Origin of the sequence: Bradyrhizobium iriomotense, from assembly GCF_030160715.1 — a bacterium.
Lineage (GTDB): Bacteria > Pseudomonadota > Alphaproteobacteria > Rhizobiales > Xanthobacteraceae > Bradyrhizobium > Bradyrhizobium iriomotense.
Window position 1 is genome coordinate 120,720 of sequence record NZ_BSOW01000023.1, and the last position, 21,008, is coordinate 141,727.

Consider the following 21,008-nt stretch of genomic DNA (forward strand, 5'->3'; position numbering starts at 1 on the left):
TTCGCACCCCCTCCGGCTCCGTCCGGTGGCTGCGTGCGGGCTCTGCCCGCACAGCTGTTTCGCGAAACACGCGCCCGTAGCTCAGCTGGATAGAGCATCAGACTACGAATCTGAGGGTCGGACGTTCGAATCGTTCCGGGCGCGCCAGCTATCTCCTTCATATATCATCGATTTCCCGAGCAGCCTGAAATCGCCCCAGACTAAAATTGCGGTCTAGTCTGGGTTTTAGTCTGGGGATTTTTTTCGAACGTGAAGCCTCCCTGATGTGGTCTCGGCTTGTTGCTGAGATGCGTACCGAATTTTGCGACCGGCTTGACCACATCGCCGAGGCAAGCAAACACACTGCTGCCTAAGGTTCGAAGCTCAATCGTCCGAGCTCCCGATCTCGCAGCGCTTCGATCTTGGCGGAATCTCGGCGCCGTCTAGTCTCTTCGAGGAGCGGAGCGGCCAATGACTCGGTCGGTTCGATTTCATGACCGCAATTCGCGTCGCGACTAGCGCAGGAGCTCTGTAGTTGGATACGCCGGACGAGGGAAACCGTATCGTGGGTTCGAATCCCTCCCTCTCCGCGAGATCCTCTGCGCCATCATCGAGATACCGCGCACAGACCCATTGGTCCAGGTCGACCACGTGCGCGTCGTAGATTTGGATACTGGGCGGACAAATCGGACAATCTGCGCGATAAGAGTGGTCTATGATCTTTTGCGATCTTGCACGTCTGAGTTCGCTGACACGAAATTGAGTTGGCTGTTTGCCTCCGAGAAACGATTTCGCGCACATAAAGCGCTTCGCGATGGGCCGACATGCTGGACTAGCCGCTCTTGGCGCACAAATCGGACTCCGGGGCCGGAGCCGATGAATTTGGCTTTCAGCGGAGCGGGCCTTATTGACTTTGAAATCGCCGCCAGGCGCCGGGACTGTTACCCGTCGACTCGGAGAATACGCGTGTGAAGTGGCTCTGGTCGCAAAAGCCAGTTGCATTGACGATTTCGACAAGCGAACGTCGCGAGTTCGATAGCAGGGACTTGGCTTTTTCAATCCGTCGCTGGCGCAGTGAGCGATTCGGTGGCATGCTCATTTATTGCCCAAAGGCACGGGAAAAGTGACCGGGCGACAAACTGCACTTGTCGGCCATGTCGGCCAGCGGAAGGCTGCCGTCGAGATTCTCGCTCAACAACTCGGTTGCTCGCTTCTGTTGCCAGCAGGCGAGTCCTCCACGATGCCTGACGGCCGGTTGATCAACGCCGGCATAGTCGTTCATCAGGTGCGCGGCGGCAGCGCGCAAGATCACACCCGGCATCGTTGTCCCGACAGCCCAGGCTTCGCTCGCGCGCGATGATCCTCAGAACCCTCACCACGATCACCTCCGTCGCCGGCTTCTCTCGTCCGGTTTTGCTTCTCGGTTTGAAGCGCCAGGAGATGGCTTTCTGAACGTTTCCCCTGCCGCGGTGGCATATTACGGCTGCAGTCGTTTCGCGCCTCCAGAACATCCGTTCGTAATCTCACCTTCGCAAGGTGAGCACCTCAGAACATACGTCGGCAGCGTCGCAAATGGCGACGCGCGCAGATTTCGGGAGAGGTGAACATGCGAAACCTGATCAAGACCGTGGCAGTGCTGGCTTTACTAGGCAGTCGCGGAGCCATCGCGCAGACGGTGGGAACTGCGAGATCATCCGCGGGATCCTTCACCGCTGCGACCGCACCCTTTTCACTGACGCAAGACGAGCGATTGATCGGCCGGGCGCCGATTGGGCACCGCCAACCGCGCGTGCGCGATGTGCCGTCGGAGATTCCCGGTGATCTCGAGCGCCTCACCGAGGAGGATGCCGCCGTCGATCGCAGGATCATCATATGCCGCGGCTGCTGAAATGATGATGGCGAACAACTGAACGTACGCGGGCAGCAAGTCACCTGGAATGACGACGGCGGACGACGGGAATCCGTTCTCGTCCGCCAGCTAGGCAGCAGCGAGAGATTCTTCCATCTCTACTCGCTCGCCTTTCCCGTGCATTTGCCTTGTTGAGGAAATCGAAGGAGCGTTGGAATCGGCCAGGCTCGCAGCGGCGCTCGAAGAGGCTCGCAGGCGGCATCCCGCGCTACGGGTCCGCATCGTAGACGATGCAGAGACAGGACCGGCGTTCTCGAGCCAGCTGCAGACTGGGGCGCTGTTGTGGAGTGGGAGTTGAGTCGGCCATTCGATGCTGCTCGGGGCCGCTCATGTGAGCAACGGCCGTGCGGACTGCTGATGGCGCGTCGGTTTTCCTGACGTTTCATCAAACTCACGCTTTGCTGCTGCCTTCTCTTGCCGAGCGCGCGGTCGCGCCGGCTTCGCAAAGCCATCAGCATTGCAGTCGTAACCATTTCGCGAGCCCTTAGAAGTCGCGGCGTAACCGCGAGGTACCAACCTATGCGCTGTACGAGCCGCCCCTTCGGACGCCTCCGAACGGGCGGTTGGTTTCACCAACGAGAGTGACAGGTCATATGAAGATCCTCCTTGCATCAACTCCCGCAACCGGCCATCTCAACCCGCTGCTTGCGATCGGACGCTTCCTGATCGCCGAAGGCCACGAGGTTGCCTTTCTGTCGGGGAGCGCTCTGCGCGGTCCAATCGAACGCATCGGCGCAAGGCCTTACTCTTTTCCGGCCGGCGCGGATTTCGATCTGCGCGACTTCGCGACGGTGGCTCCTGAACTGAAAACCATTCCGCCGGGCATGGAATGGTTCCGCGTCGCCATGGAACGGGTATTCGTCGATGCCATTCCCGGCCAGCACAAGGGCATACGGCAGGTGCTACAAGATTTCCCGGCCGAAATCATCGTCGGCGACGACATGCTGTTCGGGGTCTTGCCCATGCTGCTCGGACCGCGATCGAAGCGGCCGCCGATTGCGCTGTGCGGCACGTCGTTCCTGCATTGGCGCCGCGACGATGGTGCGCCGAATTTTGTCGGGTTGCCGCCGGCCACCACACAGGCGCAGCGTGACGATTATGCAGCGATCTATCGCGAGCGTGACGAGCATCTCTATCGGCCTGTGGCCGATCGACTGAACAGAACGCTGCAGACCATGGGGGTCGGGCCGCTGTCGATGCCCATGTTCGATTCGGTTGTCGAGCTGGCCGATGCTTACCTGCAGCTCACCGTTCCGGGCTTCGAGTTTCCGCGCACCTTTCCGGCCTCGGTGCGTTTCGTCGGTCGGCCTCCGATTATTCCGGATCAGGCACCGCTGCCATCCTGGGCGCACGAGCTCGACGGCTCGCGCAAGGTGGTGCTGGTGACGCAGGGAACGCTGGCCAATCACAATTTTGGTCTGCTGATAGCGCCGACGCTGGCGGCGCTGGCCGGTGAGCCTGACTTGCTCGTCGTTGCCACCTCTGGCGGCCGCCCCGTCGACGCCATCCCGGGTCCAATTCCGGCCAACGCGCGCCTTGCTCAATACCTGCCGTTCGAATGGATCCTGCCCAAGGTCGACGCATTCGTTACCAATGGCGGCTACGGCAGCGTCAACCAGGCGATGAGCTTTGGCATTCCGCTGGTCACCGCAGGGTTGACGGAAGACAAGGCGGACGTGAATGCGCGCGTCGCGTGGTCCGGTGTGGGCATCGATCTGGCGACAAATGAGCCAACCCCTGACGCGTTGCGCCACGCCATCCGAACCGTCCTCGATAGTCCGACCTATCGTAGACAGGCGTCGTCGATGGCCGACGAGTTCGGTGCGATCGACACACGCGCGGAGATTCTTCGGATCATTGGCGAGCTCGCGCATCCAACGAAAGAAACGGTCGTGCGGAAGGGCACAGTGACTGTGGTTACGCGCCGTCGCAGTGTCGGCAGTCGGTAGCATCCATCACCCCCAAATGGCGACCTCGCATTTTGCCGACTTTAGGTCATCCGCGGGCACCCCCGCGGATGACCGCGGCCAGTTCCTCATGCGATGGAGCGGCGTGTCCTGGCGGTTTTCCTGTCCGCTGTCGTAGCCTTGACGCCAATCCGGATGAGTATCTGCTGCACATCCCTCAACTGTTCCGAACCCTCGCAACAAGCTCGTTTGAAGCAGGGACGGGGCGACGCACCAGCGACGGCCACGGCGTCGCTTTGGCTTCCACCTGGTGAACACCGTCCGGCATATCTCTGGTCCTCGAACGAGCTGAGCAATACCGCTGGCATGGCTTCGAGATCGTGGCGAGATCGGCTCGTCGCCTTGCATCTTCCCGAGGCTGCGCCAACCGCGCTGAAGGGACGACGGCATGCGCGTGGGCATTGCTGCGTCACAGTCGGCCAGAGGCGGGCTACGGATGTAACCATTGACGTCAAAAATGCCATCCAGTCGCAACCCGCTCCGGCTTGACTGCGGGCTCTGCCAACACGGGAGGAGCGGAGCAATGCCGGATTTAGTCGAACGCACTCTGCATCGGCTTCACGGACAATTATCGGGCCACTTGTCGAGGCCGGGCGATGATCGCTACGCCGCCGCGACGGCGATCTGGGCAAAACCCGTGGGGCCGATGCCGCGCGCGGTCGCGCACTGCCGCACGTCGCAAGACGTGCAGTCGGCGATCCGGGCCGCGCGCGACGGCGATCTCCCGCTTTCGGTTCGTGGCGGCGGTCACGACTGGGCCGGCCGGGCGCTGTGCGACGGCATGGTAATCGACCTGACCGCGATGAACGATGTAACGCTGAGCCCCGACAATCGCTCCGCACGGATTTCGGGAGGCGCCCGCGCTTCGGACGTTTTCGCGGTCACCGATCCGCGCGGGCTTGCGGTGGTCACGGGCTCATGCAGCTCCGTCGGCATGACGGGCCTGACGCTCGGTGGCGGTTATGGATCGCTGATCGCCCGCTTCGGGCTTGCGCTCGACAATCTGCTCGCCGCCGACGTCGTTCTTGCGGATGGGCGCGTCATCACTGCGAGCCCCTCCTGCGAAGAGGAACTGTTCTGGGCGCTGCGTGGCGGTGGCGGCAATTTCGGCGTGGTGACAGCGATGCAACACCGGGCGCACCATTTGCCAAGCGTGCGCTCAGGCATGCTGCTTTTCCCGTTCGCCCAAGCCAGGACCGTGCTCGGAGGTTGCATCGAGATCATGGCGACCGCGCCCGAGGAACTGACGGTCCAGCTCGGACTGGTTGGCGGCCCTGACGGCGTTCCCCTTGTCATGGTGGTGCCGACGTGGTGCGGTGTGCGGGAGCAGGGCGAAGCGCGTCTGGCGCCGTTCCTTGGGCTTGGAACGCTCGTCACCAACACTTTGACCGCGACGGCCTATGGCGCCTCGCTCGCGATATTCGATCCATTTCTCGTGACCGGCCAACGCGTATTGATGGAGACGTGCTGGCTTCCGACGCTCGACAGCCGGGGTATCGACGTCTTCATTCGCGCGATGGCGATTGCGCCTTCGCCGGGCTGCGCCATCGTCACCCATGAGTTCCGGGGCGCAGCGTCGCGCGTGCCGGCGGCGGCCACCGCCTTCCGCCTTCGCCGCGATCATGTCCTGGTCGAGATCCTCGCATCCTTCACCGATCGGTCGGAGCCGGGTCATGAGCGCTGGAATCGGCGGTGGGTGCAAGCCGCGCGTCGGGCCTTTGACGGCTTCGCACTGCCGGGCGGGTATCCAAATTTCCTCGCCAGCTGTGCGGTGGAACGCGCGGCAAAAAGCTACGGCAACAATGCCGACCGACTGATCAAGGCCAAGCGGAAGTACGATCCCGATAACGTCTTCAACTCGACCATCCCGCTGCCAGCTGGTCAGCGCGTCTTGGCGGGCGAATAGGAGTGCGTTGCCATCGCCCGGCGCCCCCTAGGCGGCCGGCGGCGCGATAATCGCGAACGATCGGCTCGGGCATATCGCCCACCGACTTCGCTTGGACGAGATCTCCGGTGCAAGCTGATACGGTGCTGCCGCGGTTGCAGGCGGCGACGATTCCCGTCATCCGAGCGAGAACGAATTAGCAGCGGCCCGCCATTAGGGGGGAACTTGTCGCGCGCGGCACAAGCTGTTTGACCGATACGTTTTCGATTCGACCGGCAGATGCGCGGTCGATCTTCTGCAGGCGCCATTTTTCGACAAATCGCTTCTTCGGGCGGACGCGCCTATGCCACCTATGAGACATATGGTGGAACAGAGTCATCACAATTCATCACGTCCACGAGACCTCACACTGTCGGTCGCAGCAGGATGTTACCAGAAGTCATAAATAACCGCCTTCAAATTGGGACGGAGGCAATGATGCTTCAGAGCGACGATATCGGCGGCGCCCCGCCGATGGATTTCGATGCATGGCGAGCGTTGCTCCGATCGAATTGCGGGCGCGACGTCGAGGTCACGACGCCGAATTCGTTTGCCGGTTGGATCCGTCCCTTCAATGCATGCGGGCTTGAGGCAACCTCGGTGAAGATCAGGTGGGGCGCGGCGAACCGTGGCTGCTCGGATCACCGGGCAGAGCGGCGCTACCGGGATGTTCGCTGCGATGGTGCGGATCACTACCTCATAATGTTTCAGGTCGCTGGGCAGACTGAAATGACCCAGATCGATCAAGCGGCACAACTCGCCGAAGGCGATGTTGCGCTCGTCGATGCGGCGCGGCCGGTGACATATCTCTCACGGTTGGAGAGCCCACACTGGCTGACGCTTCGGCTGCCGAGAAAATCGGTGCACTCTCACTTGGGATTCGAGCCGCAGGGGGTTGTCGGCAGGCAGGGGACGCGCGCCAGTCGTCTGCTCTTCGACCTCATTCGTGATGCCGATATGGACGCCGCGTCGTCGTCGGCCGATATCTATATGCAGTTCGCCATCTACGACCTCGTTGGTGCGCTGTTTGCTCCGTCCGATCTGCCGCCGATCTCACGCTCGGCGGACAAGCTGTTTGCGCGCATCTCCGGCGTGGTCAAGGACGGTCTAGCAAATCCGGATTTCGGGCCCGTCGAGGTGGCCAGCGAAGTGGGAATTTCGCTGCGATACCTCCAGAAGCTGTTTACCGAGCGCACCACGACTTGTAGCGAATTCATCTATTCGCTTCGCCTGGACCATGCCGCACATCTTCTCCACCGTCGGGCAGCAAAGGGCGCCGATCAGCCTCTGAGCGAGGTGGCCTACGCTTGCGGCTTCCGCGACTATGCACATTTCGCGCGGAGATTCCGGAAGCGGTTCGGCTATTCGCCGGGCGCTCACGCGGTGGAGGGCGTCGTACGCTCTGGTACCGCAGAAAGTGCGTTCTGGGCACGCGACGGCCAATCCCGGGCGTCCTAAATACATCAGCTTGACCGCGGTCCGGTTGGGGAGGCGGGTACGGCGGCAGGGTTTGTGGACGGGGTTTTGCCCGTTGAAGTTTCGAATTGCAGGGGCACAGTCTAATAAGAGAAGTTGAGAGACTAATTCATGCTTGCCGATGCTGGCCATATTGTTGTTGTTGATGATGATTCTTCGTTGCGGCAGTTGGTGATCGGATATCTCGAGGATCACAATATCCCGACGAAGTCGGCCTCAAATCGAACCGAACTCAATCGCCATCTGAACGGTACCGTGCCCAGCCTGATCATCCTGGATCTGCGACTAGGCCAGGACGACGGGCTCGACATGTTGCGGGAGATCCGATCTCATTCGGACGTTCCGGTCATCATCACGACCGGCCATCGCCCCGACGAAATCGACCGCATCGTCGGCCTTGAGCTCGGTGCGGACGACTACATCGTCAAGCCATTCAGCCTTAGGGAACTGCTGGCCCGGGTCCGTGCGGTTCTAAGGCGGCAGGAGATGGGACGCGTCGCACGCGCTCACAATCCGGAGCGGGGCGGATACAGGTTCGACGGCTGGCAACTCGAGCGGCGCGGCCGCAGGTTGCTTGATCCCAATGGGGCACCAGTCGCGCTGAGCAAGGGCGAGTATGCCTTGTTGTTAGCTTTTCTCGAAGCGCCGCAACGGCCGCTGTCGCGCGAGCAGCTGTTGCAGTCCACCCGGATGCATGAGGATATCTTTGATCGAAGCATCGATGTCCAGGTGTTGCGGCTTAGGCGCAAGCTCGAGGTTGACCCGAGCGCGCCGCGCGTGATCCAGACCGAGCGCGGCATAGGCTATGTTTTCGCATTGCCGGTCGAACCGTTCTAGCAGGATCGAGATGTGGCATTGCGATTACGGTTGTAACCGAATTGTCTGCGCAGCTGACGATCGCGTAACCGCCGGCCATCAGAGTCTCCGTTTCAATCGACGGAGAATTCCTATGCTGAAACACAAGTTCTCTCCATTGCCGCCATCGCTTGACCACCGCGGAGCTTGCCTGCCGGCGGCAACGGGCCATTTGCCAACGCCGTGCATTGGCGCGCGCAACGAGCGCGGCTTGCTGTCCGAAGACTCGCAGCAAATTCCATGGCCGTCCGCAGCCGAAGCGAAATCACTTCTGGTGAAGAGGCCCGCAACGGGCACGGTCGATGCAATCTGGCAGTCGGTGCTTGGGTTTTTCCTCAAGGGGTTTGCCCTCTATGGTGCTTCGGTGCACTGGGTCGCAACGACGGCGGTAACGGCGATCGCCAACGAGGTTGATGCTCGGCAGCGTCACAAGCCTGTCCAGAGCGAACGACGGAGATCTGTTTCGCCCGCTTCGGACGCCGTCCACAGGGTTGGCTTCGCATCTCCAGCGCGCCAAGTCGACCGATACCGATTTGTCCATCCTCGTTGGCCGGCCATGATCTGGCGCGCCATCGCGGGCGGGTGGAAAAAGTGGCGTCGCGAGCGGGAGATCAAAAAGGCGGTCGTTGCCTTGGCTGAACTCGACAATCGGACGCTGCGGGACATGGGAATTCCCCATCCATCCCAGATCGAACGGATCGTGCGATATGGCCGGGATTCCTGATCCGGCCATCAGCAAGGTCATGGACGTGGTCCGTGCGCTGCAGGGAACACGTCCCGTGGGCTTCAATCTGCAAACGAGCCCCACATGCCGGGCAAGGCCCGGTAGCTGAATCTAAGTGGAGTGATTGCGTTGACCAGAAATCGCCGCGTATGCCACGCAGTAGCGTCTCTCGTTACCTGACCATGCGCGGCAAACAGGGAATTGCCGGGCCAGTCCACCGCAGGCGCTGGATCACGATGGCCAGCGTCTTGATCCTGGGGGGCCTGTCGCTTGCGTCGGCGGCACAGCAATCGCTCGTGCTGCAGCCTGAAGCGAACAGCATCCTCTCCGAAGAGCCGATCACTCCCGTTCCCAAGCCTCCCCAGATCGATCCCTCGAAGATCAGGCTTGGCGAGCGTCTGTTCGGCGATCCTCGCCTGTCGCGCGACAACTCGCGCAGTTGCTCGTCGTGTCACGATCTTGGGACCAATGGCGCAAGCAAGCGGAGCTACGATGCAGGCCTCGACGGCTCGGGCCTTCCGCTCAATACGCCGACCGTGTTCAACGCGGCGCTCAGCTTCCGCTTCGGTTGGGAAGGAAAGATCCGCGGCATCGAGTCGGACATCAAAGCGTCGCTGGAAAACCCTCAGATCATGGGAGCAAACATCTCCGAGCTCGCGGAAAGGCTGGGCACGGATCCCGGTCTGCGCAGGGAGTTCACGATCGTCTACGGCGGTGGCCCCGACGCCAGAAATGTCGTTGATGCCCTCGCAAGCTTCCAACGAACCCTGACGACGCCGGATAGCCGTTTCGACCGCTGGCTGACGGGAGACGCTGGCGCGCTGTCGGCGCAAGAGGAGGACGGATATCGCCTGTTCAAGTCCCTTGGTTGCGTCTCTTGTCACCAGGGCGTGAACATAGGCGGCAATCTTTTCCAACGGCACGGAATTTTCCACCCACTCGGATCGCCGAAGCCGGAAATCCTGCGCGTGCCCAGCCTCCGCAACGTCGCGACGACACCACCTTATTTTCACGACGGCAGCGCCGAGACCCTCGATGACGCCGTTCGAAAGATGGGCATGGCGCAGCTGAACTCGACACTGACGGACGAGCAGGTCAAGGCGATCGTTGCCTATCTGCGAACCTTGACCGGAAAGTACCGCGGCGCGCAGGTCGGAGCTGAACCATGAGAATGACGCCTGTAGTGGTTTTCGTGTCGTTCCTGCTTTTGTTGCTGATTTGGCTGTTGCTGAGCGGGTTGAACTTCAACTCGACGCGCTTTGATCAGCAGATCGAGGCACTCGACCATTTTTCCAGACTCGAGCGTGCCCTGAACCGCGAGGTTTTGACTGCGCGCACGGGCTTGTCGCGAAACTACGACGAGTTGGCACGCCTGACCGATGCCTACGATAACTCCATTCATCAGCTGCGCGAGGCCGCCGGTTCAGACACAGAGGAAGAGTCCGCAATTGCAGTTCTTGCCGCAGGTGCGCAACGGCAGCAAAACCTCGTCGAACAGTTCAAGAGCAGGAATGCATTGCTGCGCAACTCCTTCTTGTATTTTGGCATGTTCAGCACCCGTCTCGCCGCCTCGGACCGCACGCCGGTCGTCGCCGCCGCCACCATGCTGTCGGCCGCCATGCTGCATCTCACGCTAGACACGTCGCCGGCCGCGGCGCGCGAGGTCAAGGATCGATTGGAACAACTGGCGCGCTTGCCAGACCCGGGCGCCGACGCCGCCTCGATACAGGAGGCGATCGCGCATGGCGGTGTACTGCATGATCTGCTGCCGGCGACCGACGCCGCGCTGAAGGCATTGATCGCCGCGGCAACCACCAGGGAGCAGGATGCTGTTCGTGCACTGATCATGAAGCGCCAGATCGCGGCACGCGCATCGGCGCTTCGGTACCGCGTTCTGCTTTACGCCACGTCGGTGCTGTTGCTCGGTGCGCTCATCTATCTCGGGTTGCAATTGCGGGCGCGCGCGATTGCCCTGCGCCGGCGTGCGGCGTTTGAGCACGTGATCGCGGGCGTATCGATGCGCTTCATCAATGCGCAGCCGAACAGCATTGACGCCGGGATCGCACGCGCTCTTGCCGACATGGCAGAGTGCATCGGTTGCGACCGTGCTTATTTCGTGTCGAGCGAAGCCGTGCTTCGGCAGCACATTTGGAGCACGTCGGGCATGAGTTCTCCGCCGGACTGGCCGCAGCGCGCGATGGCGTTGATGGCACGGTTTGAGCCGTCCCCAGATGGCATTATCCACGTTCCGCGCGTCAACCGCCTTCCAATCGGTGAAAGCAAGGAGGCCTGTGTCGCGCTTGGTCTGGGCGGATGGGCATGCGCGACGAGCGTCACCAAGGGCGGCGTCACCGTCGCGCTTGGGTTCGGCGCGATTGGTCGAGCTTGTCGCGTCACCGCCGCCGGCGAACTCAGCCTGCTCCGAATGGCGCTTGATACGATCGTGTATGCGTTGGAGCGGCATTCCATGGAAAGCCAACGTGCGCGCCTGGAGACACGCCTGCAGCAGGCCCGTCGAATGGAAACGGTGGGCACGTTCAGCAGTGGTATCGCCCATAACTTCAACAATATTTTGGGCGGCATCCTAGGCCATGCCGAGATGGCGGAAGAGCACCTCGATCCAAACGCCAGATCGCGCCGGAATCTGGATGCAATCCGGCGGGGCGCAGAGCGGGCGCAGGATCTGGTCGACCAGATTCTCACGTTCGGACGTCGCCGCGAGGGGAGGCGTGAACCCGTTTGCGTCAACGCGTTGGTCGCGGAAGCGAAGTCGCTGCTCGCGCCATCCTTGCCTGCCCACATCGAAATCTCGGTGGACGAAACGCCGGCGACGGCGGTCGTTTCGGCGGAACCCGCGCAATTGCTGCAGGTAATCCTGAACATCTGCAATAATGCTGCCCAGGCGATGGATAAGCCAGGTGTCATCCAGATCCAGATCGGGAAACGCAAGATGACCGATACGGCAGCGAGTGACCGGACTGGGATCAACCCTGGTCACTTTGTCGTAGTTTCGATTTCCGATCCAGGGCGCGGTATGGATGAAGTTACATTGGAGCGGATTTTCGAGCCGTTCTTTACGACCCGCCCGAACGGCAATGGCTTTGGTCTGGCCACCGCACGCGACGTTGTGTTGGAGCACAATGGGAAATTGGAAGTGCAAAGCGCCCCAGGGGTCGGAACACGTTTCGACATCTGGCTTCCATCCGTCCCGTGCCTTGTGCCGATATCGAGTCAGCGAGAGTCCGGCTCGGCCGGTCGCGGCATGGGTGAAACCGTGCTGGTGCTTGAGACCGACCGCGAGCGCCTGCTGCGGCACGAGGAAATTCTGGCGGCACTCGGTTACGAGGCGGTCGGCTTCACCCGGCCTCAGGAGGCCGTGCAGGCCTGTGCGGCGCGCGGACGCTTCGACGCGGCGCTCGTGTGCCAGCAAGCCGGCTCGAGTGTCGCCATCGATTTCGCCACGAAACTGCGTGAGCTTGCGCCCAACTTGCCGATCATGCTTGCGACGAGCTCGACGCGTGATCTGGAAGCACCGCTGCTGGCTGCTTCGGGTATTTCCGAAGTTGTTCATCATCCGCTCACCTCTGCGGACCTGGCTGGTGCCTTATCACGCTGCCTGGTGAACTCGGCAGGTACGAGGCTGCAATCGCAAGCCGTGCACGACGACATTCGATGGATTCAAGCATGACGGCAGTGCGGTAACAGAGATTACAACCGTAGCCCGAATTCCCGCGCCAGAGACAATGCCGTAGCGGATCGCCGGCAAATTCCCCGCATCAACTAGCGGAGAATTTTGAATTGCCAACGCATCCGATATCACGCCAGCCGCTGCTCCCGGCGCGGCCGCGTTCGTTCTTGTCCAACCGGACGCCGACAAGCGGGCCATCCGTCGTCTCGGCAAGCACCGTCATACGCCGTGCGGCCGTTCATTTACTTGCGAGACTTGCGATCGCCGCAACGTGCACGAACTCGGCAGCGGCCTTTGATGCCATTCACGTCTCCCGTGCCACCGTTGCGGCGATCGCCGTCGCTCGTTCGCCTGAGCCCGGAGATTGCCTCGCCGGATCGGAGCCAGCGTCGCATCGACAGGTCGAAGTTCAAGGTCGACCAGAGGAGATCGGCAAGCAATGACCGATCTGATCGAAAGCACCTGCGGAGTACTCAAAAGCCAATGCTTGTTTCGGCCTCGACGTAAATAGACCACGGAGAAAGTGCAATGGAAATGCATTCGCGACAATCGCTCTACGAGATCCACGGCATCATCGCTCCGCAGCGGCGCCGGACGCGATGGGGCAAGATCGCACGCCGCGCCGTCACCTGGCTCCTTGCGGTCTTCAAGAGCGCAAAGCTGGCGATCGCGGCCGAACTGGCGGCTCGTCGCGGCATCGAAGAACTCGCCGGCATGAATGATCACATGCTCCGCGATCTCGGGATTACCCGAAGCGAAATTGAAAGCAGGGCGCGCCTGCCACGAACGAGCGTTGGAATGGACGACACATCAATCTTTCCCGATGATCTCGCTCAGTGCCTTCCGGATTTGCCGACGGTCAGCTCTCCCGGCATTGTGGAGGAGCGGCCGGAGCAGCAGCTGCGCAGGTTGCATTCTCCGTCGCGACAATAAAGCCCAGCGCCGGCGGAAATTCGTTGCCTTGTGAGAGTTGCCGAACGTGCGCGAGAAGGCCGCCCGAGTTGGCGGCCTCTTCGTTCTTCAATCTGACAACCATATGATTCGCTGGTGGGCCCTTCATCGGCGTCCCTCAGCACGCGATGTGGCTGTTCGACGGCTGGATGAGGATGCGCGCCCGTCTGGTTCCGCAGGCCAGCGCAGCTGGCGATGCCACCTCAATCAGATCGCGAGGCAATTCACCCATGCAGGCGTCAGCTGACGAAACTGGAGACTAGATGACCCGCATTGTTACGGCTGACACTGATCTTTCAAATCCCGAAACGGCAGGGCAATACGCCCGCGGTTAGCTGTCTTCTCCCAAGCGAGGAGCAGACAGGTATGAGTAATCTGATTGGTCAACGAGCGATCGTCATCGGCGCCGGCATTGGCGGGTTATCGGCGGCCGGCGTTTTGGCACCCTATTTCCGGCAAGTCTTGCTTCTGGAGCGCGACGTCCTGAAGCCTGCCGCGCAGGCACGTCTTGGTGTCCCGCAGGGCCGACACCCGCACGGTCTTCTCGCCGGCGGCTTGAAAGCCGTGAACGAGATTTTCCCCGGTTTCGAGGACGCACTCGTCCGGGCTGGCGGCGTTCCCGTCGGTGTTGCCCGGGATATCCGTTTCGAACATCCCGAGATCGGACGTTTGCCGCAGCGCGAGCTCGGTCCGAGGGTGGTATGCGCATCGCGGCCTTTGCTCGAGCTCGTCCTCCGGCAGAAGGCGGAAGCGATTCCAAATCTTGAGATCCGGTCGGGATGCAAGGTTACCGAGATCGTATCCGAACCATCGAGCGCGAATGTGCAGGGCGTCCGACTCGTCAATCAAATCGGCGTATCGTCGTTCATTGACGCCGATCTGGTGGTCGACGCGTCAGGGCGGGGCGCACCGACGGCGGCACTGTTCGAAGCCCTGAAGCTCCAGCCGCCGGAAACGACGACGATCCACATCAACCTGTGCTACACGTCGGCAGTGATTGAACTGCCGGAGCAAGCGACAAAGAATTGGAAATTGGTGCTCACGCTGAACGATCCCCCCAGGATTGGCGACCGCGGAGTGCTGGTTCCGATGGAGCACAATCGCTGGATGGTCACGATCTGCCAGCGAGGCAGGCTGGAGCGGATAGACGGGTGGGACAGCTACGTGTCAGCCTTCGGGGAATTGATCACGCCAACCATCCACGATGCGCTTCGCCAGGCCAAGCCTATCGAGGATCTCAGGCAATTTGCATTTCCGACCAGCTCGTGGCGGCACTTCGAGCGGAGTCCGCGCCTTCCGCGCGGTCTCCTGCCCATCGCAGACGCGATTTGCCGCTTCAATCCGATTCACGGTCAGGGCATGTCCTCGGCTGCCCTGCAGGCGAGGCTTCTGCGTGATGCCCTGGCGGATGCGATCACTGAATCCGATCCGGTAGCAGCGCTGCAGCAAGGATTCATGGCTGAGGTCGCGTCGGTTCTGGAAACCCCCTGGGCCATGTCAACCAGTCGCGACCTGATGTTTCCGGACACGCACGGGCCTCGGCCGGAGCATTTTCAGGCGAATGTCGAGTTCGAGCTGGCCATGTTCCGGGCCGCGGTCATAGATCCCGTCGTTCACAAGGCAGCCATGGATGTCAATCAGCTCCTGCAACCGCGGTCGCTGCTTCGATCTCCCCACATCATGGAGCGGATTGAAGAGACGAACGGTGTTCGAACTGGCTGGAGCCATCCGGAGGTCATGACCGGTTCGTCCACCTTCCGCCTGCGGACCACCGTCCCGCGAGGATGACCGCATGCTTGTCCATACACTCATCGCGTGAAGGAGCGAATATGACATCCGAGCGGAAGGTTGCCGTCATCACCGGCGCGTCACGAGGCATTGGCGCGGCATTACTCAGCGCCTATCGTGATCGCGAAGGCCCGGTAATACCCTTGAGGTCCCTCGGTCCGAGGTCATGTAGCTCGAAGAGGACCCCGTCGGCTCACCCCGGCGGGTTTTGCCAGAATGATTGCTTTAGCGCTGACCGCGGCTTTGGATCGGAATTCTTGCCGCCACGTCCGGCCGGTTTTTCTCGAGCCAGGCGACTGCCTCCGATCCATCGACGAGACATTCGAAGGTTTCCCAGGCTGGATCCTCGATGGTGTCGGGTTGCAGGCGCTTCGCCGCATACTCAACGAGCTCATGCAGGCCTTCATATCCGCGTCGGCGTTCGAGGGAGTCCGCGATCGCCGTGCTGGCCCAGCCGCGTTGAGCCAGATCGACAATGCTCGGACCATCAGCCTCGCTGAACCAGGGGGTGGCATCGAACTCGAGGCAGCGGATGTTATCGGCGGTATGGCAAGTCGCGTGGATCATCGGGTCCCTCCGTTCACCGGCTGACAACCCTGCCCCTGACATTGCATTCCAGACTCGGCATTCCAGACTCGGCATCCCGGACTCGCCAGCGCTGCTGCGCGCCCGTCAGCCTTTGACCAGGTCTCCCAGCAAGTTCGCCGCCACTATCAGCTTCGCGAGCGTCAGGCCACCGGCGGCAATCTCCTCGACCGCGCGGCGGATGCGCGTGGCTTCGGGGTGAGCCGCAAGCCAAGTCTCCGCCGCCTGCTGACCGGATTGGCCGATGGTCAGCATGTCTGCGGCCAGGCGTCTTTCGGCTGCCGCGATCAGCTCGACGGCGCGGTCGACGGCCAGGCGTTCGAAACGATCGCTGGCCGGCACGCTGCGCGCGGCGGCGATGATGCGGTCGAGACGGAAATTGGCCTCGGCGGCAAAGAACGTCGCTGCGGCATCACCGATGCTCCGGCCGGTGCGCTCGGCGACTGTCACGATATCAGGCGCCGAGACCAGGGCGTCGAGGTCGGCCAGGTCGCCGGCGAGTCCGGTCGGGACGCCGGCATCGGTCAGGTCCTGCCGGCGCTTGCTGCGCGCGGCCTGCAAGTCCGGCGGCAGGGCGTTGTCGAGCGAGGCTGCGACCTCGCGGACGGCAGGGCCAAACCGGGCGATGACCGCGCTCAAGCCATCCCTAAAATCGACATTGCGCACATACCAGACCATGCGGGAGAGCAGGAGATCCTGGATCGCCGCGTAGAGGCCGAGCTGCAACTGCCCGTCGATGCGGGTGTCGAGCGCGTCGATCGCGTCATTGAGTCGCCTGAGCTCGTAGATCGCATCCACCGCCACCTGCGCCATGACGATGATCGAGATATCGGCGTCGGTCTCGTCGGTCAGGCGCACGATGCAGGCCGGGCCGCCGCGGTTGATCACGGCATTGACGAGACTGGTCGCGATGATCTCGCGTCGGAGCCGATGGAGCTCGACCGCGGCCGGGAATTTGTCGGGAACCTCGCGCGGAAAATACAGAGACAGTCTGCGCGCGAGATAGGGATCATCGGGCACGCTGGTGGCGAGCAGGTCGTCGTAGAGTGTCAGCTTGGCGTAGGCGAGCAACACGGCAAGCTCTGGCCGTGTCAGGGCTTGGCCGCGCCGTGTGCGCTCGGCGATCGCCGCATCGTCGGGCAGGAATTCCACGACGCGGCTGAGCAGGCCGCGCTGCTCGAGCGACTGCATCAGGCGGGTGAGGAAGCCGGTCTCGGCCACGCCCTTGCGTTCGGCAAGCGAGAGCGCGAGCGTCTGCAGGTAGTTGTTGCGCAGCACCACCGTGCCGACTTCGTCGGTCATCGCGGCAAGCAGGGTGTTGCGGTCAGCCGTGCTGAGGCGTCCCTCGCGCTCGGGGCGCGCCAATGCGATCTTGATGTTGACCTCGACGTCGGAGGTATTCACGCCGGCCGAATTGTCGATCGCGTCGGTGTTGAGCTTGACTCCCGCCTGCGCTGCCTCGATGCGGCCGCGCTGGGTGGCGCCGAGATTGGCGCCTTCGCCGATCACCCTGGCGCGAACCTCGGCCCCGGTGATGCGGATCGGATCATTGGCGCGGTCGCCGGCCTGATCGTCGCTCTCCGCCAACGCCCGGATGTAGGTGCCGATGCCGCCGAACCACAAGAGATCCGCGCGCGCCTTCAGGATCGCGGTCATCACCTCGAACGGCGTTGCCTGCGGCTTGTCGAGATCGAGCAGGGTGCGCACTTCCGGTGCGAGCGGTATAGCCTTGAGCGAGCGCGAGAACACGCCGCCGCCCTGCGAGATCAGCGCCTTGTTGTAGTCCTGCCAGCTCGATCGCGGCATGTCGAACAGGCGCTTGCGCTCAGTGAAGCTGCTCGCCGGATCGGGGGAGGGATCGATGAAGATGTCGCGGTGATCGAAGGCCGCGACGAGCTTCGTCGCCGGCGAGAGCAGCATGCCGTTGCCGAAGACGTCGCCGGACATGTCGCCGACGCCCACCGCGGTGAAGGGCATGGTCTGAATGTCGGTGCCGAGCTCGCGGAAGTGGCGCTTGACCGCCTCCCAGGCGCCGCGCGCCGTGATCCCCATCTTCTTGTGGTCGTAGCCCTGGCTGCCGCCGGAGGCGAAGGCATCGCCGAGCCAATGATTCTTCTCCGCCGAGATCGCGTTGGCGACGTCGGAGAAGGTCGCGGTGCCCTTGTCGGCGGCGACGACCAGATAGGGGTCGTCGCCGTCGTGCCGCACGGTCAGGTCGGGCGCGACGAGGTCGTCGCCGTCGAGATTGTCGGTGAGCTCGAGCAGCGAGCGAACGAAGATGCGATAGGCTTCGGTGCCTTCGGCGAGCCACGCGTCGCGATTGGAAGGCGGCGGCAGGCGCTTGGGCACGAAGCCACCCTTGGCGCCGACCGGCACGATCACGGCGTTCTTGACCTGCTGCGCTTTCACGAGGCCAAGGATCTCGGTACGGAAATCCTGCGGCCGGTCGGACCAGCGCAAGCCGCCGCGCGCAACCTTGCCGAAGCGCAGGTGAATGCCTTCGACGCGGGGTGAATAGACGAAAATCTCGTAGAATGGTCGTGGCGCCGGCAGGTCCTCGATCCCGCGTGCGTTGAACTTGAAGGAAATCACCGGACGTGGCTGTCCGTCCTCGCCGACCTGCCACAGATTGGTGCGGATGGTGGACTGCACCAGATTGGTGAACCGGCGCAGGATGCGGTCTTCATCGAGCGATGCGACGGACTTGAGCTGCTCCTCGATCTCGGCAAGGAGGGCGGTCTCGCGTGCCGCACGCTCGGGCTCGGTGGCGGCAAGGCGTGGATCGAGGCGGGCCTGGAACAGCGCGACGAGGTTGGCGGTGATGGCCGCGTTCTTGCGCAAAGTCGCCCACATATAGTCCTGGCTGAACGGCGCGCGGATCTGGTGCAGATAGCGGGACAGCGCCCGGATGGTCGAGACTTCGCGCCAGCCCAGGGCCGTGCGCAGGATCAAGGCATTATATCCGTCGGATTCGGCGCGATCGGTGACAACAGCCATGATCGAGGCTTCCAGGCGATGGCTGAAGTCCCGGCTGATCTCGATCGGCTGGCCATCACTGGTCTCGATCGTCATGTCGTGCAACCAGACCGGCTCGGGCCTGTTACCGGGCACGATCTGATAGGTGCGTTCGTCGACTACGCGCAGGCCATGATTTTCGATCACCGGCACGCGATAGGACAGCGATAGCGGTGCGGCGTCGGAGAACACCTTCAGGCCGAAGCGCCTGGGATCGTCCTCGCTTTTGTCGCGGTGAACCGAGATCGTCACCGGGCGGGCTGGGGTCAGCCTTTCGATGGTCGCGATATCGGCGATCGCCTGCTCCGCGGTGAAAACCTCGCTATAGCCGCCGCTAAAGGATTGGGCATAACGGTTGGCGAGCATGCGCGCCCGCATGCCGTCGGTCGACGCGGTGAGCGCGGCCTTCAGCTTGTCGGCCCAGGTCGCGGCAATGGCGCTGATCCCGGCTTCGAGCATGGTGCGCTCGACGACGGGCGTTTTGCCTTCATAGCGTCCGATGATGAAGTGGACGCGCGCAAGCGCGCCTTCAGGGAACGACACGTAGGAAGCGGACAGGGTTCCCTTGTAGATCTGCGCCAGGAACGCTCCGACGCGTGTGCGCACGTCGGTGTCGTACTTGTCGCGCGGAATGAAGGTGAGGATGGAGACGAAGCGATCGAACTTGTCCACCCGCGCCAGCGCCCGGACGCGCGGGCGCTCGTAGAGGATCAGGATCTCGATGACGAAATTGTAGAGCGTGTCGACGTCGATCTGGAACAGCTCGTCACGCGGATAATCTTCGAGAATGTGCATCAACGCCTTGCCCGAATGGCCGTTCGGGTCGAAGCCGGCGCGCTGCAGCACCCGCGAAACCTTGTGGCGCACATACGGGATCTGCCGCACCGAGCGCGTATAGGCGCCCGAGGTGAACAGGCCGACGACGCGCAATTCGCCTTCGAGCCGGCCGTCGGGCGAATAGAGCTTGATGCCCACATAATCCATCCGGATGCGGCGATGGACGCGGCTGCTCACATTGGCCTTGATGACGATCAGCAAGGTCGGCTCGCGCATGAACTCGCGAATCTCGGACGTCATCACCACCATTTCGCCGCCGCGGCGCAGGACCTTTACGTCGGGATCGCGGAGGATGCCGAGGCCCTCGGCGGTCGTGATGTCGTCCGACGCATCGCCGTCGGGCGAGAAGCGATATTCGCGCACGCCGAGGAAGGTGAAATTGTCCGCGCAGAGCCACTGCAGGAACTGGTTGGCCTCGGCGACCTCGTCGATCGGCAGCGGCGGCGGATTGGAAGAGAACGTCTTGATCGCTTGCTCGACGCGATCGCGCATGGCGCGCCAGTCGGTGACGCAGGCGCGCACGTTGTCCAACGCCCTGGTGACGCCGTCGATCAGCTTCTGGCGGTCGGCGTCGGCATCCAGGCGGGTGATGTGGAGGTGAATCAGGCTTTCGCGCGCCCCCCTTGCTCCCTCCGGCAGCGTTTCGCCGTAGAACCGAAGCAGCTTGCCCTCATCATCGCGCTCCACGGCGATGATCGGGTGGGCGACGAGGGTGACTTCGATGCCCTGCTCGGCGAGCTCCGCGATCGTGGAGTCGTACAGGAACGGCATGTTGTCGTTGAGAATCTCGAGCACGGAAATCTCGCGCCCGTTCGGCAATGTCGGATTGACGACGCGGATATCGGCACGACCGGCCGTGCGCCGCTGCACGTGCTCCCAGGCCTGCTCCGCCAGGAGGGCAAGCGAGGCGGCATCGAAATTGTCGAGATCCTCGATATTGGTGTAGCCGAACAAAGGCTCGGCAAAGGCCCGAGGGCTCTTGCCCGGCGGCACGCTGCCGGCTGCATCGCGGATCAGGGTTGCCCGGGCCTTGTCATCGCGCCATGCCATAGCGTCCTCCATGTCCCGGCCGACTAACCGCAATTACGGTCGGGTGTTGATTTTGGAGTGCACCTCTTCGTGTGCCATCGTTTCCTCGCCGCGATTCAATCGCGTGCGCGAAATCTTGAGTCTTGCGGCCTCGAAGATACTAGCACCCCGGAGCCGCCAAGGCGCGCAGAGTTGTGAGGCGCGCTTGGGTCGAAACCGACGCCGACGGTCACCGCGCCGGCGGCGGCTTGCAAAATCCCAAGGAATTTCAATTGTGTATG

General features: G+C 62.4%; 14 protein-coding genes and 1 tRNA gene. 10 read left to right on the top strand and 5 right to left on the bottom strand.

Features of this window, described 5'->3' with window-relative positions; all coding sequences use genetic code 11:
• Nucleotides 1-70: 70 nt before the first annotated feature.
• Nucleotides 71-147, top strand: a tRNA-Arg gene (locus tag QQL28_RS29340).
• A 736-nt stretch (nt 148-883) separates the two neighbouring features.
• On the opposite strand, the gene QQL28_RS46205 is transcribed toward QQL28_RS29340, so the two are convergent.
• The 3 genes from QQL28_RS46205 to QQL28_RS29350 all read right to left on the bottom strand — a co-directional run bounded on the left by QQL28_RS46205 (nt 884) and on the right by QQL28_RS29350 (nt 1,885).
• Nucleotides 884-1,078: a helix-turn-helix domain-containing protein gene (locus QQL28_RS46205; RefSeq protein ID WP_431309658.1), complete on the bottom strand. Its 195-nt coding sequence runs from the start codon at nt 1,076-1,078 to the stop codon at nt 884-886.
• A complete protein-coding gene (locus QQL28_RS29345) occupies nt 1,079-1,300 on the bottom strand; it encodes a helix-turn-helix transcriptional regulator (protein ID WP_284271120.1) in 222 nt (73 codons plus the stop codon).
• Nucleotides 1,301-1,708: 408 nt separating this feature from the next.
• Nucleotides 1,709-1,885, bottom strand: coding sequence for a hypothetical protein (locus QQL28_RS29350; RefSeq protein WP_284271122.1), 177 nt, complete (start codon nt 1,883-1,885; stop codon nt 1,709-1,711).
• A 596-nt stretch (nt 1,886-2,481) separates the two neighbouring features.
• Here QQL28_RS29350 and QQL28_RS29355 point away from each other — a divergent pair.
• From QQL28_RS29355 to QQL28_RS29395, 9 genes are all read left to right on the top strand, one after another.
• Nucleotides 2,482-3,837, top strand: a complete 1,356-nt coding sequence (locus QQL28_RS29355) for a glycosyltransferase (protein ID WP_284271124.1) — start codon at nt 2,482-2,484, stop codon at nt 3,835-3,837.
• A gap of 541 nt (nt 3,838-4,378) precedes the next feature.
• On the top strand, nt 4,379-5,761 hold the full coding sequence (locus QQL28_RS29360) for an FAD-binding oxidoreductase (RefSeq protein WP_284271126.1): 1,383 nt from the start codon (nt 4,379-4,381) through the stop codon (nt 5,759-5,761).
• 258 nt (nt 5,762-6,019) lie between these two features.
• A complete protein-coding gene (locus QQL28_RS29365; RefSeq protein WP_284271128.1) occupies nt 6,020-7,237 on the top strand; it encodes a helix-turn-helix domain-containing protein in 1,218 nt (405 codons plus the stop codon).
• A 129-nt stretch (nt 7,238-7,366) separates the two neighbouring features.
• Nucleotides 7,367-8,092 (top strand): response regulator, encoded by a 726-nt coding sequence (locus tag QQL28_RS29370; protein WP_284271130.1) that lies wholly within the window; start codon nt 7,367-7,369, stop codon nt 8,090-8,092.
• A gap of 112 nt (nt 8,093-8,204) precedes the next feature.
• On the top strand, nt 8,205-8,834 hold the full coding sequence (locus QQL28_RS29375) for a DUF1127 domain-containing protein (RefSeq protein WP_284271131.1): 630 nt from the start codon (nt 8,205-8,207) through the stop codon (nt 8,832-8,834).
• Nucleotides 8,835-8,866: 32 nt separating this feature from the next.
• Nucleotides 8,867-10,003, top strand: coding sequence for a cytochrome-c peroxidase (locus tag QQL28_RS29380; protein WP_284271133.1), 1,137 nt, complete (start codon nt 8,867-8,869; stop codon nt 10,001-10,003).
• On the top strand, nt 10,000-12,522 hold the full coding sequence (locus QQL28_RS29385) for a two-component system VirA-like sensor kinase (RefSeq protein ID WP_284271136.1): 2,523 nt from the start codon (nt 10,000-10,002) through the stop codon (nt 12,520-12,522). The genes QQL28_RS29380 and QQL28_RS29385 overlap by 4 nt, the downstream gene beginning before the upstream one ends.
• A 528-nt stretch (nt 12,523-13,050) precedes the next feature.
• Nucleotides 13,051-13,455, top strand: a complete 405-nt coding sequence (locus tag QQL28_RS29390; RefSeq protein WP_284271137.1) for a DUF1127 domain-containing protein — start codon at nt 13,051-13,053, stop codon at nt 13,453-13,455.
• A gap of 384 nt (nt 13,456-13,839) precedes the next feature.
• Nucleotides 13,840-15,261: an FAD-dependent oxidoreductase gene (locus QQL28_RS29395; RefSeq protein WP_284271138.1), complete on the top strand. Its 1,422-nt coding sequence runs from the start codon at nt 13,840-13,842 to the stop codon at nt 15,259-15,261.
• 225 nt (nt 15,262-15,486) lie between these two features.
• Here the strand turns inward: QQL28_RS29395 and QQL28_RS29405 are convergent, their stop codons facing one another.
• Together QQL28_RS29405 and QQL28_RS29410 are read right to left on the bottom strand one after the other, a co-directional pair.
• Nucleotides 15,487-15,828 carry a hypothetical protein gene (locus QQL28_RS29405; RefSeq protein ID WP_284271139.1) on the bottom strand — a complete coding sequence of 114 codons (342 nt, stop codon included), beginning with the start codon at nt 15,826-15,828 and terminating at the stop codon, nt 15,487-15,489.
• Nucleotides 15,829-15,933: 105 nt separating this feature from the next.
• Nucleotides 15,934-20,760: an NAD-glutamate dehydrogenase gene (locus QQL28_RS29410; protein ID WP_284271140.1), complete on the bottom strand. Its 4,827-nt coding sequence runs from the start codon at nt 20,758-20,760 to the stop codon at nt 15,934-15,936.
• Nucleotides 20,761-21,008: the final 248 nt, after the last annotated feature.